Source organism: Leeuwenhoekiella sp. ZYFB001 (assembly GCF_011784865.1).
Lineage (GTDB): Bacteria > Bacteroidota > Bacteroidia > Flavobacteriales > Flavobacteriaceae > Leeuwenhoekiella > Leeuwenhoekiella palythoae.
The window spans coordinates 3,989,922-4,013,472 of sequence record NZ_CP050460.1 but is presented as its reverse complement, the minus strand read 5'-3'; the positions used below and the strand labels follow the sequence as shown (position 1 = coordinate 4,013,472).

The following is a 23,551-nucleotide window of genomic DNA, read 5'->3' as shown; positions in this document are numbered from 1 at the left end:
TCTTTGAGCCGAAGCTCATCATTCAACTTAAACTTTAATTTTTGGAAATCAATCCTTTTGTAAATTCATTGAGGGTTTCAACTTTCTCTTCAAAATCCCCTTTAATCGTTTTTCTATATTCATTCAAATTTTGAACCAAATCATCAATGTTATCGGGAATGACTTCTTCAAAAAACTGTCTTAAACGCTTTGCTGTCGTTGGCGACTTTCCGTTAGTAGAGATTGCGATTTTCACATTTCCTTTAGTAACGATTCCGCCCATATAAAAATCACAAAGTTCAGGTACGTCTGCGATATTGCACAATAAGAACCGCTTTCTGGCTGCTCTATACACGCGCTGATTAACCGCTGGGCTATCTGTAGTTGCTATGACCACGTGGCGCTTTTTAAGCATAGAACGCGTAAAGCGCTTCTTTGTGATTTTTACATTAAACTTTTTTGCCATTTCTAGAGTTTCTTCTCTAAAAAAAGGCGCTACCATTTCCACAACCGCATCCGGACTCGATTTTGTCAAAAACGTGAGTTTTTCTAAAGCCACGTTACCTCCGCCTACAATGAGAACCTGCAGGTTACGTACTTTTAAAAAAACCGGATAAAGATTATTTCGCTCAGCAGCCATATTATGAGGTTTGCGCAAGTTCTACTTGCAAATTAAGAAATAGGGCTCTATTTCGTACCACCTCCCCAATAACAATAATTGCAGGATTGCTCAACTTTAACTTTTCAACTTCTTCCTGAATGCTATCTATCGTCCCTACAGCAACGCGTTCTTCAGGTGTCGTACCGTTCTGGATGATTGCAACCGGAATATCTTTTTTCCCGCTTTCGCGAAAAAGCTGTGTGATCTCAGGTAGTTTACTCATTCCCATCAAGATAACCACGGTGGCTGAAGACTGCGCCGCAAGCTTCACGTCATTAGATAATTTATGATGGCGGGTAGTACCCGTGATTACCCAAAAACTCTCTGAACTCCCCCGCTTAGTAAGAGGTATATTCTGATACGCAGGCACGGCTAGCGAGGAAGAAATCCCGGGAACCATAGCAACTTCCAGTCCGGCTGCTGCGGCCACCTCCATTTCTTCAGCTCCACGGCCAAAAATAAACGGATCTCCACCTTTAAGTCGCACCACGTGACCATGACTTTTAGCTCTGGCAATGATCAAATCATTGATTTGCTCTTGCTGATAAGCATAACATCCTTTGCGCTTTCCGACGAAAATCAATTCTGCATTGTTAGCATATTCCAACAATTCTGGATTTACCAAAGCGTCATACAGCACCACATCTGCACTTTCAAGCGCGCGAATACCTTTTAAAGTAAACAGCTCTACATCACCGGGTCCTGCTCCTACAACTGTTAATTTTGGATTCTTAATTTGCATGTGCTAATTGATTTTTTCTGAACGAATCTACACGATCAAAAAATGCATTGGCATCAGCGATGTATGCTTCTGCAAATTCCTGTGTAGGCTCATTATTTTGAATTTGGTAAACCAAATCTGCAAATGACGCTTCCGCTTTTAATACCGCATCTTCACCAAAAGTTTTATCAAACTCAGCGATGATATTGGCTTGCGTGTTGGTTTTTACATTTTCAGACAATAAAATAGCTTTTGCCCCATTAACCAGACTTGCATAAGTGTGATAAATACTGTCTACCCAATTCTTACCTTCAAAGGCTTCAATGGCGTTTCCTAGCTTTTCTTTAGCCTCAAGCAGCAAGGTTTGTACAAGATCGATCACGACTCCGGCACATTCTCCTACACCCACTTCCTGAATGTATTTTTCATCATTTCCCCAGTCAACGAAGTCTGATTCTACCAGATTATCAGTTTCAGAAAGCGGCTTTAAGAAATCATAAAAATAACGCTGTCCCTTCTCATCATAATAACTCAAGAAATCCTGACTACCTGCATTTGCTTTAAAATCATCAAGAATTGCACGCAAGGCTTGTGGCCCACGTTTGCTAGGTATCTTGATTACCTTATCTGCAAACCGACCATCACCATTTCCTAAAACTCCACCACCTAAAAGCACTTGTAGTGCAGGCGCTACCAATTTTTCTGGCGTACGTACAGACATACCTTGAAAACCTATATGAGCCATATTGTGCTGACCGCAGGCATTCATACAACCACTAATTTTAATAGTGATCTCTTTATTATTTAAATACTCAGGAAATTCTTCTACAAGAACATCTTCAAGCTTATCTGCGATACCGGTACTACTCGCAATCCCTAAGTTACAAGTATCTGTACCGGGACACGCAGTAATATCTGTTGTTGTTTCATATCCCGGACGGGCAAAACCTAGGTTGGCTAGTTGTGAGTAGAAGAATGGAATTGCCCCTTCCGGTATATGTCTTAATAATATATTTTGACGCAGGGTAAGTCGCAGCTCATCTCCCCCGTATTTTTTGATCAATGCCGCTAATGCACGTGCTTTTTCAGTTGAAAAATCACCCAAACGCACTTTGATTCCAATAGCGTATAGACCTTCTTGTTTCTGTTTAAACACGTTGGTTGCTTTCCAAGCTTCATAAGCTTTAGCATCTTCAATAGTAACTTCCGGCGCTTCGGTTAAACGTGCTGCAACCGGCTTATCATAAGCCGCAGTATCAATCTCGTAGGTTTTATAGGATAGCGCTTTTTTCTCTTCAGCCACCAATTCCATAAACCCTTCTAAACCGAGGTCTTTAATTAAGAATTTCATACGCGCCTTAAGACGTCTTGAACGTTCTCCGTGACGATCAAACACTCGTAATACTCCTTCGATCGTTGGAATAAGTTGGTTTACCGGCAAAAATTCAGTTAAAACATCTGCGTGACGTGGTTGCGATCCTAAACCACCACCAAGCATCACTTTGAAGCCTTTTTCTCCACCTTTAATTTTTGGAATAAACCCTAAATCGTGAATGAACGCTAAAGCGGTATCATCATCAGTTGACGAAAAAGACATTTTAAACTTTCGCCCCATTTCTTGACAAATAGGATTTCTCAAGAAAAACTGAAAAGTAGCGTGTGCATAAGGCGTTGCGTCAAAAGCCTCGTCAGGGTTGATTCCTGCATCAGGACTCGCCGTCACATTTCTTACGGTGTTTCCACAAGCTTCACGCAGAGTTACATCGCTCTTTTCAAGTTCTGCCCACAACTCAGGAGTTCTATCTAAACTCACATAGTGAATCTGAATATCCTGACGTGTGGTAATGTGAAGCTTTCCGCGAGAGTACTCATCAGAAACATCAGAAATACGCAACAACTGATCGCTGGTCACCTTTCCGTAAGGCAATTTGATACGTATCATTTGCACGCCTTCTTGACGTTGCCCGTATACTCCACGAGCCAAACGAAGACTTCTAAAACGTTCTTCATCTATCTTCCCATCCTTAAAAAGCTTGATCTTGCGTTCTAACTCAATAATGTCGCGTTCTACAACCGGATTTTCTATTTCTGTTCTGAAGCTTTGCATAGCTTGTATTTTTTTATTTATTTCATTTTAATCCTATCGGAAAAATAGGATTTAAGCAAAAGAGTTTCAGTTTTTACACTGCACTCTTTAATCTATTTATTATCCAATAAAGCCCACTCCTGCAGTGGTATTACTTTGCGTGTCTATCAGGATGAATGACCCGCCAGCTTTGTTATCTGCGTAATTATCGTAAAACAGATTTTTACTCAGTTTAAAATTAACCTTGCCGATTTCATTCAGTTTTAATTGGCCAGCAGCAACATCTTCCCCTGAATAATCAGTTGAAATGACATTCTCTATACTGTCAATTTTAGCCAAAATACGATTGGTGTTATGCTGAATTTCATATTTCGCTCCAGGCACTAATGCTTTTCCATCCATCCAACAAACCGCTGCTTTCAGGGTTTTAGAAGATTGTGGAACTTCATCAGACTTCACTAAAATATCGCCTCTGGTAACATTGATATCGTCTTCTAAAGTAATCGTAACCGAGCTACCGGCAACGGCCTCGTCAAATTCTTCATTAAAAAATTCTATCGACTTAATTTTTGAAGAAGTCAGCGACGGCAATACCGTTACTGCATCACCTACTTTTAGACTGCTTCCGTAGATCTTCCCGGCATATCCTCTATAATCGTGGAACTCATCCTTTTTAGGGCGTATCACGGTTTGCACAGGAAAACGCGCCGCAGTTTTTTCTTCCTGCTCAGGTTGTAAAGCTTCAAGAAAATCAAGAACACTCTCCCCCTTGTACCAAGGCATCGCATTAGACTTCTGCGCCACGTTATCACCTTTTAGGGCACTAATAGGCACGAAAGTCACTTCTTGATCTTCATAGCTACTTTGTGCATTCAACTTTTCAAAGTCGCGTTTGATATCTTCAAAAACTTGCTGATCATAATCAACCAAGTCCATTTTATTTACCGCAACAATAACGTGTTTTACACGTAAAAGATTATTGATGAAAAAGTGACGATATGTTTGCTCGATCACTCCTTTACGTGCATCAATTAAGATGATTGATGCTTGCGCTTGAGAAGCACCGGTCACCATATTACGAGTATACTCTACGTGTCCCGGAGTATCAGCAATGATGTAACTTTTCTTTTTAGTTGAAAAATAAATATGCGCTACATCAATAGTGATTCCCTGCTCGCGCTCTGCTACCAAACCATCAGTCGCTAAAGAAAAGTCAAGATAATCGTACCCTTTCTTTCTACTGTTGCGCTCTATAGCTTCTAATTTATCATCTGTCAATGACTTCGTATCGTAAAGCAAACGCCCTATTAACGTACTTTTTCCGTCATCTACACTACCTGCTGTTGCTATTTTTAAAACTTCCATTATGCTATGCTACTCTTGCCCTTTCTAATTGAATTAAAGGAAAATTAATACCTTGTTTATGTATGTTCTAGAAGTACCCTTGTTGTTTACGCTTTTCCATTGCAGCCTCAGATCGTTTATCATCTATACGCGCTCCTCGTTCTGAAATGGTAGAAACCTTGATCTCTTTAACAATCTGCTCAATAGTATCTGCTTCAGATTCCACTGCCGCGGTACAAGTCATATCTCCTACTGTTCTGAAACGCACAATACGTTCTAAAACTTCCTCATCTTCCTCTCTATACACATACTTTGATGCACTCCAGATCAAACCATCGCGCACAAAGGTTTTACGCTTATGCGAAAAATAAATAGAAGGTATTTCTATCTTTTCTTGCTCAATATAACTCCATACATCAAGCTCTGTCCAGTTTGAGATTGGGAACACACGTACATTCTGTCCTATTTCTATTTTGCCGTTAAGTAAATCGAATAATTCTGGACGCTGATTTTTTTCATCCCATTGACCAAAATCATCACGCACTGAAAAAATTCGCTCTTTAGCTCGCGCCTTCTCTTCATCACGACGCGCTCCACCAATACATGCATCAAACTTAAACTCCTCAATCGCATCAAGAAGCGTAGTGGTTTGCAGCATATTTCGGCTAGAATATTTACCTGTTTCTTCAGTTACTTTACCGGCATCAATAGCATCTTGCACATTACGCACAATAAGATCTAAACCAAGTTCTTCAACTAACTTGTCGCGAAATTCAATGGTCTCAGGAAAGTTGTGACCGGTATCTACGTGCAACAAAGGAAATGGAATTTTCGCCGGATAAAATGCTTTTTGCGCCAAACGCACTAGGGTAATACTGTCTTTCCCTCCCGAAAAAAGAAGTACAGGATTTTCAAACTGTGCAACTACTTCCCTAAAGATGTAAATAGCCTCACTTTCTAATGCATTTGTTTTTAAAATCTTGCTCATGCTCTACTCTTTTTAAGCGTGTAAACCACACTCCCTGTTTTCCAAAACTTTTGTTGGATCAAAATATTTATGTTCATTTGGCAGCTTATGCTCCTCCAAATACGTATCTAATTGCTCATCGCTGTAATAGTAAAACGGACTCACTTTTAAAATGCCATCTGCTCCTAGACTTAAAATATCTAAGTTATCGCGATGTGCCGTTTGCCCTTTTCTCAAATTGGTAAACCAAACATCTGGTTTGTGCGCAGCCATTGCTCTTTTAAAAGGCTCAAGCTTTACTTGCTCTGTAAAAACTTTGTGCTTTGGGTCATCAATCTGCGGAATTCCCAAAACCACATCTCTATGTGCCGAAGTTTGCTTAGGAACATAAAGATCAACGTTCAAAGCCAGCAAATCGATCACTTCCTCTGCGTGTCTATACGTGTTAGGGGTATTATACCCCGTATCACACCAAATCACAGGAATATCTTTTTTAGCCTGAGTTGCAGCATATAAAATCGCTGCCTCGTAAGGTCTAAAATTGGTAGTCACCACTGCATTCGCAGCATTATCAACCGCCCATTGCGCAATCTCAACCGGTGACTTTTGTTTTAACTCGGCATTGAGTTTTTTTATTTCTTCTGCTGAATAACTCATTATTTTCCCCATTTAATTGTATTCCAGATACGCTCGTGAAAAAAGTATAAAACCATTTTTGTCACAAGTTCTACGGCTCCGATCGAAAAAGCCAGCGATAATGTCCCGGTGATTACCCAGGAAATCAAAACCGTATCTATCGTGCCTACAACTCTCCAACTAATCGATTTTACTATACTGCGTAGCGGCTTCTCTGATGAAGCGTCTTTTTCATAAGAAGCTTTCTGAGGCTTCTCTGCGTGACTCTGGTTATACACTTGATCTAATATCATATTACAACTCCTATTCAGTTACATTTAAATCCTATCGGAATAGTAGGATTATAAAGCAAAAGTATATCTACTTCGCTTCTTGACCAAATCTTTTGGCGTTTTTTTGAAATTTTTAAGTGATTTTCAGCATTTAAGCTAAATCTTCGGAATTACTCAGCAATCAGGTCTGCAAGCGTGTTTTTATTCAATACCGCCAGATTGCTATCTCTCAATTGCACCATCAAACTGTGCACAGAACACGTGGTTTCATCAGGGCAATCATCGCACTTTTCGTAGAAATTAAGGCTTACACAAGGTACCATAGAAACCGGCCCCTCAAGTATACGCATCACTTCAACCATTTTGATTTCTTCAGGTTGTCTGCGCAAATAATAACCGCCGCCTTTTCCTTTTTTGCTTCCCAAAAAACCGGCTTTACGCAATGTAAGCATGATACTCTCTAGAAATTTCTGAGAGATATTTTCACTTTTCGCAATGGCTCCTATCTGCACAGGATCTTCTCCCTTATGCTTGGCAACATAAGCTAATGCTTTTAGGCCGTATTTGGTCTTTTTTGATAACACGGCCTAAAAGTATGCAAAATTGTTAGAAATCTATGCGTTCAATGCTTGATCAAGATCGGCAATCACATCTTCTACATGCTCTAGACCAACAGAGCAACGCACCAAACCGTCTGTGATGCCCACTTCAAGCCTGTCTTCTTCTGCCAGTTTACTGTGTGTCGTAGATGCAGGGTGCGTCACAATCGTACGTGTATCGCCTAAATTCGCAGAAAGCGAACACATTTTAATTGAGTTTAAAAACTTACGGCCGGCATCGATTCCGCCTTTGACTTCAAAAGCAACGATGTTTCCGCCGTGACGCATTTGTCTTTTAGCCACCTCATACTGCGGATGCGACTTTAAGAACGGATATTTCACCATATTCACTTTGTCGTGCCCTTCTAAAAATTCGGCTACTTTTAACGCATTTTCGCAGTGCCGATCTGCTCTAACATGTAGAGTTTCCAGGCTTTTTGAAAGTACCCAAGCGTTGAAAGGAGACAAAGCCGGACCAGTATTGCGTGAAAACAAATAGATCTCTCTGATCAAGTCGGCACGGCCCACGCTCACGCCACCTAACACACGGCCTTGACCATCGATCATCTTTGTTGCAGAATGAATGACGATATCTGCACCAAATTTGATAGGCTGTTGCAAATAAGGGGTTGCAAAACAGTTATCAACCACAAAAATGAGGTTGTGCTTCTTGGCAAGATTTCCCAAATGCTCAAGGTCTAAAACATCACAACCAGGGTTTGTAGGCGACTCTACGTAAAGGATTTTGGTTTCCGGTTTAATTAGGCTTTCGACTTGATCTACTTCGTCCACTTTGAAATACGAGGTTTCAATATTCCATTTTGGGAGGAATTTTGTAAACAAAGAATGGGTTGAACCAAATACCGATCGGGCCGACACAATGTGATCGCCACTATCAAGCAAGGCAGCAAATGTTGAAAAAACCGCTGCCATCCCCGTCGCAAATGCATAACCGCTTTCGGCTCCTTCCATCTTGCAAATTTTATCTACAAATTCGCTGGTGTTCGGATTGGTAAAACGGCTGTAAATATTACGCTCTTTTTCTTCTGTGAAAGAAGCACGCATATCTTCTGCATCTTCAAATACAAAACTTGAAGTCAAATAAAGGGGCACAGAATGCTCTAAAAATTCGCTTCGGTTCAATTGCGTACGTATCGCTTCGGTTTCAAAATGTTTACTCATTGTATTTAGATGTTAGACTTTAGACGATAGATTTGAGATGCTCATTTTGATGATCTAATCAAATGTCTAAAATCTTATTTCGATTTTTATAGCTGTAAGAAAGTTGAATTGTGCAATCGCTGAATTGTTTGATCGTCGTTACTGCTTCAATTCACTTATTATTTCTTACCACTTACCTGTACTTTTATATTTACATTACCAACTCTGCTACTCCAAAAGCTTCGGGACAGAGTGACATCTTCAAACCGCCTACAGCTAACTGAGACGGCTTACTGTTTCAACTTTTCTTTCTTCTTTAATCTTTTTTCTTAAATCTCTTGTCTCATGACTAAGATCTACACAACTTCTTCTCCATTCAAAAACACTTTATAGGTAACCTCAACACCTGCCTGGAGTGTGATAGAAACCGAACAGTATTTTTCAAAACTAAGTTGTGCTGCGCGTAAGGCTTTTGCCGGCGGAATATCTCCCTCAAGATACACATTCACACGCATCGCACTAAAGGGCTTTGCCTGGCCTACCTCTTTGCGGTCTCCCTCAACCTCTACGTGATACGTGTCGATCTCGAGTTTTTGTTTTTTCAAAATCGAAATAATATCGATCGCACTGCAACCGCCAACACCCATCAACAAAAGCTCCATCGGGCTGCTTCCTTTGACTTCGTCTACAGTTTTATTATCGATCATTACCGAATTGCCTGAAGCACCTTTAGCTTCAAACAGATAATCGTTGTTTTTACGGTCGAGTATAACTTTCATTTTATTTATTATTATTTCTATTGCTATTCCCATTAATTACAAATGAAAATAACAATAGCAATTCCTATTAACTATTTCGTTCTGCGAGTTTTAAAATATCTCCAAAAACCCCGCGTGCTGTAACTGCTGCACCGGCTCCGGCTCCTTGAATCACCAGCGGATTTTCACCGTAAGATTCGGTATAAATCTCAAAAATACTGTCGCTGCCTTTTACTTGGCCTAATGCGGAGTTTTTTGAAACGGTCACCAATTTTACTTCGAGCGTACCACCGTCTTCCTGAGATAAATCTCCGTAAAGGTCGCCAACATAACGCAGAACTTCGCCTTCTTTTAAGGCTTTTTTACGTGCTTCAAAAACTGGATCTAACTCTTTTAATCTGCCTAAGAAATCTGAAGCGGCTCCTTCACGCAATGGATCCGGAATTAAATTTTCGATCTGCACATCGCTAAATTCTTTATGCAAGTCCAGTTCTCGAGCCAAGATCAATAATTTACGACCTACATCATTTCCGCCCAAATCTTCACGCGGATCAGGCTCTGTAAACCCTTTGTCAATCGCTTCCTGTAGCACCTCTGAAAAAGATTTATCTTCCACAGAAAACGTGTTGAACAAATAACTTAACGAACCACTAAATACACCCTTAATACGTGTAATATTATCTCCGGAAAGATGTAATAATCTAATCGTGTCAATTAAAGGAAGTCCGGCACCTACGTTGGTTTCATACAAATAGCGCTTGTTATTTTCATCCAACACCCGACGCAGTTTTTGGTAAAAATCAAACTCCACCGTATTGGCGATCTTGTTTGAAGAAACCAGATCAAAACCATTTTTGGCCAGATCGATATAGTTTTTGATAAAAGTCGCACTCGCCGTATTATCAATCGCGATCAAGTTGGCCAGATGATTCGCTTTCGCGAAAGCGATAACTTCGTGAATACCGCCTTCTGTGGCTTGAGAGTCAAAATCAGTTTTCCAGAATTCTGAAACACCATCTTTGTCGAACAAAATTTTCTTTGAATTGGCTACCGCAAAAATATTCAGCGCGATGCCTTTGCGGTCTTGAATTGCTGCCGCCGAAGCAACGATCTGGTCAATCAAAGTTCCGCCCACCAAGCCGTGACCGAAGATCGCAATATTGATCTTTTTAGCAATCCCAAAAATCTCACCGTGCACCACATTTAAAGCTTTGGTCAACTGCGGTTTGCGCACCACAACACTCACGTTTTTACCCGTCACCGTGTTGTTAAATAATAACGGCACAATTCCGTTTTTGATAAGTTCGCTATACGGTTTATGGAAACTGCTCAAATCCTGCCCCACGATCGAGATCACCGCAACTTCATCTATGATTTCGATACGGTTTACATCCTGATTCTGAAAATCGGCTTCAAACTCAAAACGCAAAGCGGAAATCGCCAATTGCGCTTGTTTTGCTTCAACCACAAGACCAATGCCTCGCTCAGAAGATCCCTGCGCGATGATGCTTACACTAACTCCGCTGTTTCCAAGAGCTCTAAAAATACGCGCATCAACACCCACTTTTCCAAGGAGTCCGCGTCCTTCCAGATTGATCAACGCCATTTCGCTTAAAACGGAAAGCGATTTAATTCCTTCTTTTTCTTCTTGAGCGGTGATCAAAGTTCCGCTGTCATCTGCGTTGAACGTATTTAAAATACGCAGCGGAATATTCTTTTCAATTAATGGAATAATCGTCTTTGCATGCAACACCGAAGTCCCAAAATTTGCAAGTTCGTTTGCCTCACTATACGTCAATCGTTCGATCTTCTGCGCCCCAGGAACCAAATCTGGATTTGCTGTGAAAATTCCATCAACGTGCGTGTAGTTTTGAAGTTCGCCGGCATCTAAATAATTAGCAAGCAGAGAAGCGGTATAATTGCTTCCGTTACGGCCCAACGTGGTGGTCTGATTATTATCATCACTAGCGATAAAACCGGTTACAATATTAACCGTATCGCCGTTATATTTAGTGAAGTGTTTTACCACTTGCTCTTTAGAAAGCTTGTCGTTAGGCTGCGCATTGCCAAAAACGCCATTGGTTTTAATAAGCTTACGCGAATCTGTAAACTGCGCTTTTATACCAGCTTTTTGCAATAAATGCGTCACTGTTTTTACCGAGATCAACTCCCCAAAAGACAGCACCTCATCTTTCACTTTTTTACTGTAATCGCCTAAAAGTGCGACGCCATCAAAAAGACGCTGCAGTTCTGAAAATTCTTCAGTAAGATCAACATCGAAGTCACTTTGTTGATACGACTTGAATGCTTCGATCTGATGTTTATAGGCTTGTCCTGAAGCTGCTGCTTCGAGAATTGCTTCCAACTCATCGGTGGCGCCACCACGCGCAGAAAGCACAGCCGCGATATGTTCGCCGTTGGCCACTTTCGATTTAATAATATTTAAAACCGTGTCTAGACCTTTTCCGTTTGCGAGAGATTTCCCACCGAATTTCAAGATCTTCAGCTTTGCGGTATCCTCTCTAAACACAGGATACAACAGCTGCTCGAGTTGCTCAAATTCGATCAAAAAAGCATCGTGACCGTGCACCGAATGAATTTCGCCATAGGTCACATTATTTTTATGTTGCGCCAGTTGCTTGTAGGTTTCTCTATTTTCCGCAGGCGTAAAGAACAAATCTGAATCCACACCAATGATATGAATATTAGCCTCAACCGTACTCAGAATTTCATTGAACCCTTCACGACCACGCGTCAAATCAATCGTCTTTAAAAGCTGATTCATCAACTTATAAGCAGAAACCTGAAAGCGATCTTTCAGTTTATGGCCATGATGATCTAACCAACTCTCTACATTGAAAATATTGAGATCCTCATTGGTACTGCGCTGAAATTTATTCTTGAACGATTCCGGCGTGCGGTAACATAGCATCGCGTGCATACGCGCATCGTGAACCGGCTGTGAGGAATTATTCAATATTTGTTCTTGAATCTGACAGTTTGCAATAAGCCAATCGGTAGATTTCCAATCTGAAGCCACAGGAATAAAATGCGCGGTGATTGCCGGCTGAAGCGTGAGCATTTCCCAACCAATTCCGCCTCCAAGAGAACCACCAATAATCGCAAAAAGCGATTCAATCTCAAGAAGTTCTAATCCTTTTAAGAAAGCGCGGGCAACATCTTGCGCAACAAATTCTTTATAGTTTTCGATCAAAAAACCATCGTAACCATTACCGGGAATATTGAAGGAAAGTATGCTGTATTTACGCGTATCTATACACTTATCATCGCCAATGATCTCATTCCACCAGCCGTCTGGACCGCTGACGTGAGAATTACCTGTCAACGCGTGGTTTACCAGAATTACAGGAGCATCACCTAAGGGTTGACCAAAGGTTTCATAGCTCAATTGCAAATCTAACGGATACCCGGATTGGGTTGTAAAATTTTCTATTTTCAGTTTTTGTAACATAATAATCTATCGTGGCTTTAGCCGCAAAACCGAAAAATGAAAGCAAGAAAGTGGTGAGGAAAAAATCCTTTTGCGTTATCTATTCTGCAAAAACAGATAGAATGTAGCACCTTCTTTCGAGAGAAAGGGTTGCTAAGGCTTCATCGGGTCTATTCCCTCCGCCTTTCTTGATAACATCTCAGTACGTGTTTGAACTTTGTGAGCGCAAAGATTGCAAAACGTTTTAAAGATATGCAAGTAAAACACGGCAATTTTTTAAAGGGTCATAAAAAATCATAAGATTTCAAAACCCGTTTTGTAATATCTTCTAAAGTTATACATTTGTCCTCTCAAAAGAGGAAAGATTTGACTGATTGCAACCTCTTATGCTGAATCATCAGCGTAAAAAAATGCTAAAGGCAGTACTTACTACCATTTATCAGGCATTCGTCAAATCCTTTTGTATTAAAATTTCATCCCACTGGCGGGAATCAAAAAAATGCTGAAATGGCTTACCTATTTACCTCAGAAAGTGTGTCTGAAGGGCACCCTGATAAAATCGCAGATCAAATAAGCGATACTTTACTCGATAATTTTTTAGCTTTTGACCCTGAATCAAAAGTTGCTTGCGAAACCCTTGTTACTACCGGCCAGGTGGTGCTTGCAGGAGAAGTAAAAAGCGACACGTACATCGATGTGCAAAACATTGCTCGTGGCGTGATCAACGATATTGGCTACACTAAAGGTGCGTATCAATTTAGCGGCGACAGCTGTGGTGTCATTTCTTTAATTCACGAGCAATCACAAGACATCAATCAAGGGGTTGATCGCGCTTCTAAAGAAGAGCAAGGTGCCGGTGATCAAGGGATGATGTTTGGTTACGCAACCAAAGAAACCGAAAATTATATGCCACTAGCGCTTGACATTTCGCATCGCATTATGATCGAATTGGCTAAGCTACGCAGAGAAAATAAAGACATTACCTATCTACGTCCTGATGCAAAAGCACAGGTAACGATAGAATATTCTGATGATAATGTGCCTCAAAAAATTGTCGCTATTGTAGTTTCTACACAGCACGATGAGTTTGATGAGGATGAAAAAATGCTTGCTAAGATCAAAGAAGATATTATTGCGATTTTGATTCCGCGTGTGAAGAATGATCTACATCCGGAGCTTGCTAAGCTTTTTAATGATGATATTATTTATCACATTAACCCAACCGGAAAGTTTGTAATTGGTGGTCCTCACGGAGATGCCGGACTTACAGGACGTAAGATCATTGTTGACACCTATGGCGGAAAAGGTGCTCACGGTGGTGGTGCATTTTCAGGAAAAGATCCTAGTAAAGTAGATCGTTCTGCGGCATACGCATCAAGACATATTGCAAAGAATCTTGTTGCCGCCGGTGTTGCTGACGAAGTATTAGTTCAGGTTTCTTACGCGATTGGTGTTGTTGAACCTACTTCGATTTTTGTTGACACTTACGGAACTTCTAAAGTTGAATTGAGCAATGGCCAAATTGCTGCAAAAGTACGAGAGCTTTTTGATATGCGTCCTGCGGCGATTGAAGACCGTTTAAAACTGCGCAATCCTATTTATAGAGAGACTGCGGCTTACGGGCATATGGGCAAAGATCCTAAAACTATCACTAAGGTTTTTGAAAGTCCGTACAGCGGGCGAATTGAGAAAAAGGTTGAACTTTTTACCTGGGAAAAACTAGACTATGTAGATCAGGTTAAGGAAGCCTTCGGTCTATAGACGTTATCAAAATACTAAACCCTTAAAAATGCTACCTACAACGAGTGGCATTTTTTATTTTTACGGGACACCTAAATGTATACTATGGCACTTTTACTCATCAGAAATAATAAAGATTATCAACCGTGGATCGAGGCTTTACACAAGGCCGATCCTTCCATTGAAGTGGTTACCCCGGAAACTATTAAAGACCCGGCAGATGCGACGATGGCGATTACCTGGAAAGCACCAAAAGGCAGTTATGCTAAGTATCCCAACTTAAAAGTAATAGGTTCGATGGGAGCCGGTGTTGATCACCTTTTTGAAGACGAGTCGTTACCCGAAGATGTAATCCTTACCCGCGTGGTAGACGAGAAACTAGCGAACGATATGCAGGAGTTTGTCGCTGCGTTATGCCTCAATCACATCAGAAATTTAAAAACTTACGCTCGGTTACAGAAAGAAAGAACCTGGGAACCTACCGACTATAAGCGTGCAAAAGATGTTACCGTAGGAATCTTAGGCTTCGGCACTTTAGGGCAAGCCGTGGGGTCTATGCTGAAAGCAATCGGGTTTAATGTACTTGGCTGGTCTTCTTCAACAAAAAATGTTGACGGTATTAACAGCTACACTGAAGATGAACTCGACACTTTTCTTTCAAAATCTGAAATTTTGGTGTGTTTGCTTCCGTTGACAGAAAGTACCAAGGGAATTTTGAATAAAGATTTATTTTCTAAACTACCACAAGCTGCTTATCTCATCAATGTTGCTCGTGGCGGTCATCTTGTAGATGAGGACTTGATCGAAGCTTTAAACAGCGAGCACTTAAGCGGAGCTGCACTAGATGTTTTTCATTCCGAACCTTTACCTGAAGGGCACCCTTTTTGGCAGCATGAAAATATTATCATCACTCCGCATATTGCAAGTATGAGTAATGCCGCTTCGGTATCTGGTCAAGTGGCAAAAAATTACCAACGTATGCAAAACGGGGAGGAATTATTGGATCAAGTACAGGCTAAAAAGGGGTATTAATAAACTCTTAAATCAGGCTTTTTTCCGTTAAAAGCTGCAAAATTCCATTAAAATCGGGTTAAAAACCTCGATTTGAGACCTACTTACCGGTACCTTGTATTCACTAAAAATCAAAAATTATGGATCAAGCAAAGTATGATCAAATGGAAACGATGCTTCATAAATTGGAAGATATTAAGAACAGCCAAGAAAGCATCATCGATAAAATAAACCACGTAATCACAGATCTTTTCCAAAATCCGGACAAGGATTTAGAAAAAGCGATGGAAGATGCGCATCAGAAAGCATCAGACAACGTTGAGAAAATCGCAGAAGCGACAGAAGAGTATGAAATGAAAATGAATAAACTCGAACAAGCATAAAAGTTCGTAGAAATTCAATAAAATGAAAAACCCGAAGCCTTACAGCTTCGGGTTTTGTTTTAAACACAATAAACAAAGAATAGCTTCCGCTATAAATTATACTTTACCGAAAGCATCACAATACGCGGCATCACAAAATACTCTGTAGTGGTACTGAAGGTTTCATTAAAACTGTCATTATTCAAAGAATCTACATTAAACAAATTGGTTCCATCCAACCTAAATTCCCATTTACTTTCCGGTTTTTGATAGCGTAAACTGGCCTCAAAAAAGGAATATTCGTTTTGCACGGTATCATCTTTATCATAGTAATTGTAATAACTCCAGTCTGCCGTAAGCGTAAATCCGTTTAAGAATTTTACATCCATATTGGCAAACGGGCGGTCTGTATAGAACACGCGATCGCTGTTTCCGTTTTGATAATTATTGATGCTTCGGTTGTAACCCACTTCAAAATTGGGTGCGTTTTTAAAATTGGTTTCCACGCTTCCTTGATAATTCTGTGTGAAATTTTGAGATAGCGTAGGTTGCGTATTAATGATGTTATTCAATTCGCTATACGAAACATTCGCACTCAAGTTGGCCTTCCACTTTCTAAAGGTTTTTTGAAAACGCCCGTTAGCACTCAACACCTCATCTACAAAATTACTGTTGATAGGCGACGAAGCCTGGTTGATCTGGTCTATCGCAGTACTCGTTTTGATCGCATCAACACGCTTGGTATAACTCACGCCACCATTAAGATTGGTGAAGTTGAACATATTAAAATTAAAATAATTCAACCGAGCGGTATGAAAGATCGCATTCTCAATATTTCGATTACCGCGAAACATCTGATTGTAGTTGTTAAACACATAACCTTCAGCAAAATTATTGACGTCTGTATAATCTGCAGTCATCTGATAATTGAGGCGTAAACTTTCGCTTTGCTTAAACTCGGCGATCGCATAAAGATCGGGTAACAGCTTCCACTCATTTTCACTGGTTTCTATTCCTAATTGCTCAGAAGCCACATTGTAATTATGCAAAGTCACTCCCGGTGTTAAGGTGAAAATCCCGGTTTTAAACTTGTAGTGCGCTCCTAAAAACAAATCGCTAAAGCGATAGACAACGTCGTTATTCAAGTTTGCATCGGTGAACGCATTTTGATTTCCGTTATCAAGAATCTGAAAGATAGCCGAGTTGAAATCCTGACGACTTTGGGTAGTTCCTAAAGTTAGGTTCAGGTTACTTTTATCGTTGATCACGTAGTAATAATCAATCTTACTGTCCAGTTTATTGGTCTCGATCATTTTATCCTGATTGATATTGAATCGATCCTGATCGGTATCTAAAGGAAGAATCTGTGCAAAAGGTTGCTGCGTCACGATGGCCTGATAGAACGGATCTTCTTTTTGATACAAATGCTGCACAAAACCGGCAAAAATATTCTTCTCATTCAGCGTATAATACGCGTTAAGGTTTTGATTTAAACTGAACGGATTGTTGTCTTTATTCTCGTCGATCGGGTTGTTGGTCACGCCATTCTCATCTGTAAAAACGGAGAGTGCATCGGTCATTTCTTCTTGTTGCGATTTTTTTGCAAGCACATCATAATCCAACTGAAGCTTATCGCTAGGCTTGTAAATCGCACTGAATTTTGCCATCCCCAATTGATTGCTTTGATTGCTGTTTTGAGTATTCACCTCGGTCGCACCGGTAGCAATATAGTTGCGCAAACTACGCTGAATAAAGTCGGTTGAATTATCGCTGAAGAGTAAAAACCCGCTTAAATCTAACGCACCTGAAGCTTCATAACTGAAGTTTGCCGCGCCAAAATTGGTTTTGATCTCGTTAGCTCTATTGTTTTGAGAAACCAAAAATCCGAGTCCGCTATCTGAAATATTAAATGAAGTTCCGCCACGCGAATTGAAATTTCTGAATCCACCGGTGAAGTTGAAATAATCCCTAAACGTAAACGGCACATCGCCGGTATTGTTAGAATTCCCGATCAAATTGATACTTCCCTTAGGACTGTAGTAAAACAATTTGGCACTGCCGAGATAGCGCGTTTGTTCGCCATCACCGATTCCGCCTTGTAATTCTCCAAACCAGAAATTCTTTTTACCTTCTTTCAGTTTAAGATTAATCGCGACATTATCCTGATCGTTGCCTAAACCGCGCATTTGATCGACTTCGTTGTAGTTTTTAAGCACTTCAACCTTTTTCAAAGCATCGGCAGGAATATTTTTGGTCGCCAATTTAGAATCGCCGTCGAAAAAGTCTTTTCCTTCGATCATTACTTTAGAAACCGTTTGCCCTTCAACTTCGATCTCACCATCATCGGTCACCGTAACCCCGGGAAGTTTTTTAAGTACGTCTCCTAATTTCTGCTCGGTTCCGTTAGTGAAACTATCCGTATTATAAACAATAGTATCACCACGAACCACCACCGGCATTTCATAAACGATCTCTACATCATCTAGCTGATTTTCGGCAGGATACAGGACAAAATCCAATGAGATGTCGTCAGCTCCGGGTGCAATATCAAGTTCTTGCGTAGTAGGCGCCAGCCCCAAAAAGCTCGCTACCAACGAATATTTTGCTCCTGTAGGAAGGTTGAATTGATAGCGCCCTTGTGTGTTTGAGATCGCATACGACTCCATCTCTCCGGTATCGGTGCGGGTAGCGATCACATTAGCTAGTTCTAGCGGAGTACCAATACTGTCTTTAACCGTCCCACTCACACGCACGCTCTGGGCAGAGATTGAAAGGCTAAAGCCCATAACTAAAAATAAAAGGTATTTCATAAAGGTTAGTTGTTGTTTTTAGGTTGAAATTTGGGTTTTTATCCGCGACCACCGGGACCACGACGTCTGCCGTTGCCAAAGCGCTCTGCCATTTCTTTAGTTTTCTCGACAACTATTTCTTGATATTCTTCACGAGAAACTTCGTCGCCTTTTTTAGGCTTTTCAATAGCAAGACCTTCTTTAGGATTGATCACGATTTTGTTGCATAAGATCACCGTGCGGCCCGCACTCACTTCAAGAATTAATCCGGGAAGTCCCCAATATTCATCAGGACCTTGACTTACGGGAATTTGCGGAGTGTACCAGGCGGTGATCACTTCTTCTTTTGGCGAGGTTGCAGTGGTATCTGCCTCAGCACCGGGACGCGGCGGACGCATAGCTTCAAAAGGACTGGTTTCTATTTTACGTACAGCGGTCGCCTTAAAAGCCGCATACTGGCCAATCATTTTGCTCTCTTTCTCTAACTTCCAATCTAGCTTGTTCAACGTATCTTTTACCAGAAAAGATTTGCCCATCAAGTCGTTTTCACGCGCATAGGTATCTTCAGCAATGTTTTTATAGATTCCGCCTTGTGCAAAACCACCACCCATAAAACGCATACCACCACCGGCTCCGGGCGCTTCAAGTTTTTCTTCTTCCTCGTAAATAGACTCGTCTTTAGTAAACGTAAGCGTGAAGGTTTTTTCCAGACGGCTTTTCATGCGCTCGGCAAATTGCTTTTTCATTTGCTCGCTCATCTCGCGACCACCAAAGTTTTCAAAATCAAAAGATGTTTTAGATTGGTAGGTGGCTACCCCTCCGTCAAATTGTTGCGCATTAATCGCACTAGTCATTAAGGCTAGTGCCAAAACCAGAAATAAAAATTGAAGTTTCATAAGTCAAATAGTTTATCGCTTTTTGACTTCTCTGCGCCTCAAAGGTTTAACGGCCTAAAAGATTTTATCCACCAATTTTTATGGTAAAGCTTTTACCATCTTCCCGAGTGCTGCTGTTACGCTCAATCCACTCTTTCATCTTCTCATCCTGAATGGTTTTCATCTCGGCTTCGCCTACTACTTTACCATTTTCAGGAGCTTTGATCTCGATTTTTTCTTCGGGATTGAGCACGATCTGACTGCATAACATTGTTTGATCTCCGTCTTGCACCTCTAAAATTAAGCCCGGCAATCCCCAGTTCATACCGGGACCGTGGCTTACGGGAATTTGCGGCGTGTACCACACCGTCACAGTTTTAGTAAAAGAAGTATCTACCGTTTTCATACTTTCTGAAGAAAATGTCTGACTGTTTACCTCCTCTATACGGGTAGCTTTAAAGCAAGTGTAATCTCCAATGGATTTAGTTTCTTTCTCAAGCTTCCACTGAGGTTTTGATAAGCTGTCTTTTACCAAAAAGATTTTTCCCAATACATCTTCTTGACGCTCGTAACGTTGCGCTGCAGTGTTTTTGTAAAGAATATCGCGACTCTGACTTATTTTAATCTGTATGCCGCTAGAAGAAGCCACATCAGGAGCAGCTAGTTTTTCCTCCTCCTTATACAAAGACTCATTACGGTTGAAAGTAAGCGTATAGGTTTTTTCAAATTGCTTTTTGAGTTGGGCTGCAATTTGCTCCTGCATCGCATCGGTCATATTTTCCCCATTCATTTTCAGATCGACCTTGCGTCTGCTTTTATAGGTCGCAACCCCTTGAAATTCCTGCGCCATCAAAGCTTCCGCGAAAGCAAGAAAAAAGACAACGATAGTTAAAAATTTTAAATTCATAACAGTTTGATTTGTGATTGATTACTGAAACAAAGATGCGCAGGAAAAAGATCGAAAAGCGTTAACCAGTGTTAACGAGTGTTAACTGAAAATCCGGCTGTCAATTTTTCGCTCTATTTTTGGTTTATGCAAAATCGAAAATATTCGTACCTCATCTATTTTATCGCAGCTGTGATTGCCGTCACACTAGCAATACAGATTTATTGGAACTATAAAAATTACCAAGCCTCCAGACAGCAACTCATCAACGAAATACAAACCAGTCTTGATTTTGCAATTGACAATTACTACATCGATCTGGCTGAGAAAAATACAATCGGACTTTCCTATGAAGGAAATATTTTAGAAAATAAAGGTCTGGATACCATTACCAAGCGTATTGATATTTCTTCTCAAGGTTTTAAAGGACTAGATAGTCTGAAACCCCAAGACATACACGATATCAAAATTTTCAAAGGTGTTCAAGCCCTGAATATGGACACGCTTGCTTCAGAATTGAGCGTCTCTTTAGATGAGCGCAGAGATGTTGTGAAATCGTTCTTAAACCCGCGTAATACAGACAGTCTTAAAGGCAAGTTTGCCTTAGCGAATCGTATTATTATTTCGATAAGTACTGATTCTATTGAAATTCCTGAAATGAACAACTACATTCAAGAACAGCTCAATCAGAAAAACTTAAGTGTAGATTATGGATATCGCTTTTTAAATAAAAAAGGACTGAAACAGTATTTCAACCTCTCACAAATAGACACTACAAATCTAAAGGCTGAAGCAAAATCAGGCTATTTACCTAACAAGAGTACATTCACATTATTTTACGACAATATTGAACAGGAAGTTTGGAAACGCAATCTTCTAGGAATATTGCTTTCTGCCCTATTAATGACTGCTGTCATCGCATGTCTCCTGTTTTTACTTAAGATCATCAACCGCCAAAAACAACTTGCCGAAGTTAAAAATGATCTCATCAGCAACATCACACACGAGTTCAAAACGCCTATCGCGACCATAAGTGTCGCCCTCGAAGGAATCAAAAATTTTAATCGTGAAAATGATCCCATTAAAACCGGCAATTATGTGAATACTTCCACCGCCCAACTCGACAAACTCACGATGATGGTCGAAAAACTTTTAGAAACCGCAACCTTAGACGGTGACGACCTTGCACTCAATAAAGAAGAAGTAAATCTGAATAATTTACTTCAAAGTCTTGTCTATAAGCATCAGACTTTAGCTATCAGAAAAAAAATCAGTTTTAGCCAAACTGACGATGATGTGATTATGAATGGTGATCCTTTTCATCTCGAGAATGCCCTGAACAATTTACTGGATAATGCCGTGAAATATGGCGGAGATACTATCGAAGTTACCCTGAATTCCCGCAACGGATCTTACAGCATTCTGGTTTCAGATTCCGGCACTTCGTTAAGCAAAGCCGAAGCAAAGCAAATCTTTGAGAAGTTCTATCGTGTTCCTAAAGGGAATACGCACGACGTGAAAGGCTTTGGGATCGGACTCTATTACACCCAGAAAATCATTGAAAAACATGGCGGAAGCATTGATGTTTCTGTAACTTCTCAAACCACTTTTAAAATCGAATTGCCCCATGCCTAATACAACCCATTTACTTTTAGCCGAAGACGAAGCTGCGCTGGGACAAATCGTAAAAGAGAGTCTGGAAACCCGCGAATTCACTGTAGACCTTGCCGAAGATGGAGAAAAAGCGCTAAGACTTTTTGAGCAAAATAGCTATGATGCTTTGGTACTCGATGTGATGATGCCCAAGAAAGATGGTTTTACACTAGCTAAAGAGATCCGGGCAAAAGATGACAGCATTCCTATAATATTTCTCACGGCAAAATCACAGACTAGCGATGTTGTAGAAGGCTTTAGCATAGGCGGAAATGACTACCTGAAAAAACCTTTCAGTATGGAAGAATTGATCGTGCGCATTCACAATCTCGTCGCGCGTAAAAAACTTCAATCGCAATCTGAAGTGCTGACTTTAGGTGATTACAAATTCAACTTCCCAAAACAAACCTTACATTTTCAAACCGAAGAACCGGTTTTACTCACCCACAGGGAAGCGCATTTGTTATTTCACCTTATTAAAAACAAAAATCAAGTACTCGATCGCAGCCTCATTCTAAACAAACTTTGGAATTCAGACGATTTCTTCGCAGCACGCAGTATGGATGTGTTTATTTCTAAGCTTCGTAAAAAACTAGCTAAAGATGAGCGTATTCAAATTATTAATGTGCGAGGTTTTGGTTATAAACTTACGTGTTGATTGCAGGAAACTACCTCAGGCAAGCTCAAAATATCTTTGTTAAAAGCAAATTTTCAATTTTGAGTTAACCTCAAAGTGTAAAACCTTTTGGCGGTGCCAAAGATATAGACCTTTCTAAAACAGCATTATTTTGTATTTTTCAAGAATGCGGAACGTGCTTCTTTTTATCTTCTCTTGTATCTCCACACTATGTGCGCAGGACAGTCTGGAAGTTCCTGCATTACCTTTAGACACTGCTGTATCGCTTAAAGCAGACACTTTTATCGGTATTGATTCATATAACAATTTTTATTACGTAGAAGACCGCGCCCTTTATAAAAAGAGTACAGACAAAACCATTCAGTTTAGTGATTTGCGGCTGGGGTCAATCAGTACAGTAGATCTTTTAAATCCGTTACGCATTACAGTTTTTTATGCCGAAACGAATACTGCGGTGATTCTCGACAACACCTTGAATGAAATCACTCGAGTAAATTTTAACGCCATCGAAAACTTCAGAAATGTAAGTCACGCACGCACGGCAAGCGATCGCCGACTCTGGATCTTTAATACTGACCTGCAACGTCTGGAACTTTTTGACTATCAAAACAACCGCATAGACAGCAATTTTACTCCGCAGCCGGATATCGCCGTAGAACTTGCAAGTGATTTTAACACCTGCTGGGTACTCACAGAAAGCAATCTATACCATTACAACCAATACGGAAGTTTACTTGAAAAACTTCCTGCGACATCATTAGCAAACATTGCGGTTCTTGATGAAAATCTCTTCGGTATTCAAGATCAAAAACTGTATATCAGAACCAAAAAATCGGCTTCTTGGCAAGAAATAAAAAACCTTCCGCAAGACACTAAAGCGTTTTATTTGAAAGCAGGAAACCTGTATCTTTACCGCTCAGAAAAAATCTCAACCTACACACTAAAGCTACCTAAATCCTAATC

20 protein-coding genes and 1 riboswitch are annotated in these 23,551 nt (G+C 40.5%); of the genes, 6 read left to right on the top strand and 14 right to left on the bottom strand.

Annotated features, from left to right (window positions below):
• Window positions 1-34: 34 nt before the first annotated feature.
• The 11 genes from HCN54_RS17235 to thrA form a co-directional block, all read right to left on the bottom strand.
• Complete coding sequence (locus HCN54_RS17235) at window positions 35-619, bottom strand: bifunctional precorrin-2 dehydrogenase/sirohydrochlorin ferrochelatase (RefSeq protein ID WP_072981635.1); 585 nt, start codon at window positions 617-619, stop codon at window positions 35-37.
• Between the two features lies 1 nt (window position 620).
• Window positions 621-1,382, bottom strand: coding sequence for a uroporphyrinogen-III C-methyltransferase (gene cobA, locus HCN54_RS17230; RefSeq protein ID WP_167598772.1), 762 nt, complete (start codon window positions 1,380-1,382; stop codon window positions 621-623).
• Complete coding sequence (locus HCN54_RS17225) at window positions 1,372-3,468, bottom strand: nitrite/sulfite reductase (protein WP_167598771.1); 2,097 nt, start codon at window positions 3,466-3,468, stop codon at window positions 1,372-1,374. Before HCN54_RS17225 ends, cobA begins: the two co-directional genes overlap by 11 nt.
• A gap of 99 nt (window positions 3,469-3,567) precedes the next feature.
• Entirely contained in the window at window positions 3,568-4,812 is a 1,245-nt protein-coding gene (locus tag HCN54_RS17220) for a sulfate adenylyltransferase subunit 1 (RefSeq protein ID WP_167598770.1), read from the bottom strand.
• A gap of 67 nt (window positions 4,813-4,879) precedes the next feature.
• The gene (cysD, locus tag HCN54_RS17215) at window positions 4,880-5,779 is read right to left on the bottom strand and encodes a sulfate adenylyltransferase subunit CysD (RefSeq protein WP_167598769.1); all 900 of its coding nucleotides are present in this window, start codon (window positions 5,777-5,779) and stop codon (window positions 4,880-4,882) included.
• A 12-nt stretch (window positions 5,780-5,791) separates the two neighbouring features.
• Window positions 5,792-6,415 carry a phosphoadenosine phosphosulfate reductase family protein gene (locus HCN54_RS17210; RefSeq protein ID WP_167598768.1) on the bottom strand — a complete coding sequence of 208 codons (624 nt, stop codon included), beginning with the start codon at window positions 6,413-6,415 and terminating at the stop codon, window positions 5,792-5,794.
• Window positions 6,415-6,687 (bottom strand): DUF2061 domain-containing protein, encoded by a 273-nt coding sequence (locus HCN54_RS17205; RefSeq protein WP_167598767.1) that lies wholly within the window; start codon window positions 6,685-6,687, stop codon window positions 6,415-6,417. The genes HCN54_RS17210 and HCN54_RS17205 overlap by 1 nt, the downstream gene beginning before the upstream one ends.
• Window positions 6,688-6,836: 149 nt before the next feature.
• Window positions 6,837-7,250 (bottom strand): RrF2 family transcriptional regulator, encoded by a 414-nt coding sequence (locus HCN54_RS17200; RefSeq protein ID WP_009778805.1) that lies wholly within the window; start codon window positions 7,248-7,250, stop codon window positions 6,837-6,839.
• Between the two features lie 30 nt (window positions 7,251-7,280).
• Window positions 7,281-8,447: a trans-sulfuration enzyme family protein gene (locus tag HCN54_RS17195; RefSeq protein WP_167598766.1), complete on the bottom strand. Its 1,167-nt coding sequence runs from the start codon at window positions 8,445-8,447 to the stop codon at window positions 7,281-7,283.
• Window positions 8,448-8,782: 335 nt separating this feature from the next.
• On the bottom strand, window positions 8,783-9,205 hold the full coding sequence (locus tag HCN54_RS17190) for an OsmC family protein (RefSeq protein WP_167598765.1): 423 nt from the start codon (window positions 9,203-9,205) through the stop codon (window positions 8,783-8,785).
• A gap of 67 nt (window positions 9,206-9,272) precedes the next feature.
• A complete protein-coding gene (gene thrA / locus HCN54_RS17185) occupies window positions 9,273-12,656 on the bottom strand; it encodes a bifunctional aspartate kinase/homoserine dehydrogenase I (protein ID WP_167598764.1) in 3,384 nt (1,127 codons plus the stop codon).
• A 72-nt stretch (window positions 12,657-12,728) separates the two neighbouring features.
• A riboswitch (SAM riboswitch) is annotated at window positions 12,729-12,833 on the bottom strand.
• Between the two features lie 309 nt (window positions 12,834-13,142).
• Here thrA and metK point away from each other — a divergent pair.
• The 3 genes from metK to HCN54_RS17170 all read left to right on the top strand — a co-directional run bounded on the left by metK (window position 13,143) and on the right by HCN54_RS17170 (window position 15,769).
• Window positions 13,143-14,396: a methionine adenosyltransferase gene (gene metK, locus HCN54_RS17180; protein WP_167598763.1), complete on the top strand. Its 1,254-nt coding sequence runs from the start codon at window positions 13,143-13,145 to the stop codon at window positions 14,394-14,396.
• A gap of 84 nt (window positions 14,397-14,480) precedes the next feature.
• A complete protein-coding gene (locus tag HCN54_RS17175; RefSeq protein WP_167598762.1) occupies window positions 14,481-15,407 on the top strand; it encodes a 2-hydroxyacid dehydrogenase in 927 nt (308 codons plus the stop codon).
• 119 nt (window positions 15,408-15,526) lie between these two features.
• Window positions 15,527-15,769 carry a hypothetical protein gene (locus HCN54_RS17170; RefSeq protein WP_167598761.1) on the top strand — a complete coding sequence of 81 codons (243 nt, stop codon included), beginning with the start codon at window positions 15,527-15,529 and terminating at the stop codon, window positions 15,767-15,769.
• Window positions 15,770-15,858: 89 nt separating this feature from the next.
• On the opposite strand, the gene HCN54_RS17165 is transcribed toward HCN54_RS17170, so the two are convergent.
• From HCN54_RS17165 to HCN54_RS17155, 3 genes are all read right to left on the bottom strand, one after another.
• Complete coding sequence (locus HCN54_RS17165; RefSeq protein WP_167598760.1) at window positions 15,859-18,558, bottom strand: carboxypeptidase-like regulatory domain-containing protein; 2,700 nt, start codon at window positions 18,556-18,558, stop codon at window positions 15,859-15,861.
• A gap of 38 nt (window positions 18,559-18,596) precedes the next feature.
• The gene (locus tag HCN54_RS17160) at window positions 18,597-19,433 is read right to left on the bottom strand and encodes a GLPGLI family protein (RefSeq protein WP_167598759.1); all 837 of its coding nucleotides are present in this window, start codon (window positions 19,431-19,433) and stop codon (window positions 18,597-18,599) included.
• Between the two features lie 64 nt (window positions 19,434-19,497).
• A complete protein-coding gene (locus HCN54_RS17155; RefSeq protein WP_167598758.1) occupies window positions 19,498-20,319 on the bottom strand; it encodes a GLPGLI family protein in 822 nt (273 codons plus the stop codon).
• Between the two features lie 126 nt (window positions 20,320-20,445).
• Between HCN54_RS17155 and HCN54_RS17150 the strand changes: the two genes are divergently transcribed.
• The 3 genes from HCN54_RS17150 (at window position 20,446) to HCN54_RS17140 (ending at window position 23,549) form a co-directional block, all read left to right on the top strand.
• Entirely contained in the window at window positions 20,446-21,933 is a 1,488-nt protein-coding gene (locus HCN54_RS17150; protein WP_167598757.1) for a sensor histidine kinase, read from the top strand.
• Complete coding sequence (locus HCN54_RS17145; RefSeq protein WP_167598756.1) at window positions 21,926-22,609, top strand: response regulator transcription factor; 684 nt, start codon at window positions 21,926-21,928, stop codon at window positions 22,607-22,609. The genes HCN54_RS17150 and HCN54_RS17145 overlap by 8 nt, the downstream gene beginning before the upstream one ends.
• A gap of 130 nt (window positions 22,610-22,739) precedes the next feature.
• On the top strand, window positions 22,740-23,549 hold the full coding sequence (locus tag HCN54_RS17140) for a hypothetical protein (protein WP_167598755.1): 810 nt from the start codon (window positions 22,740-22,742) through the stop codon (window positions 23,547-23,549).
• Window positions 23,550-23,551 lie beyond the last annotated feature (2 nt).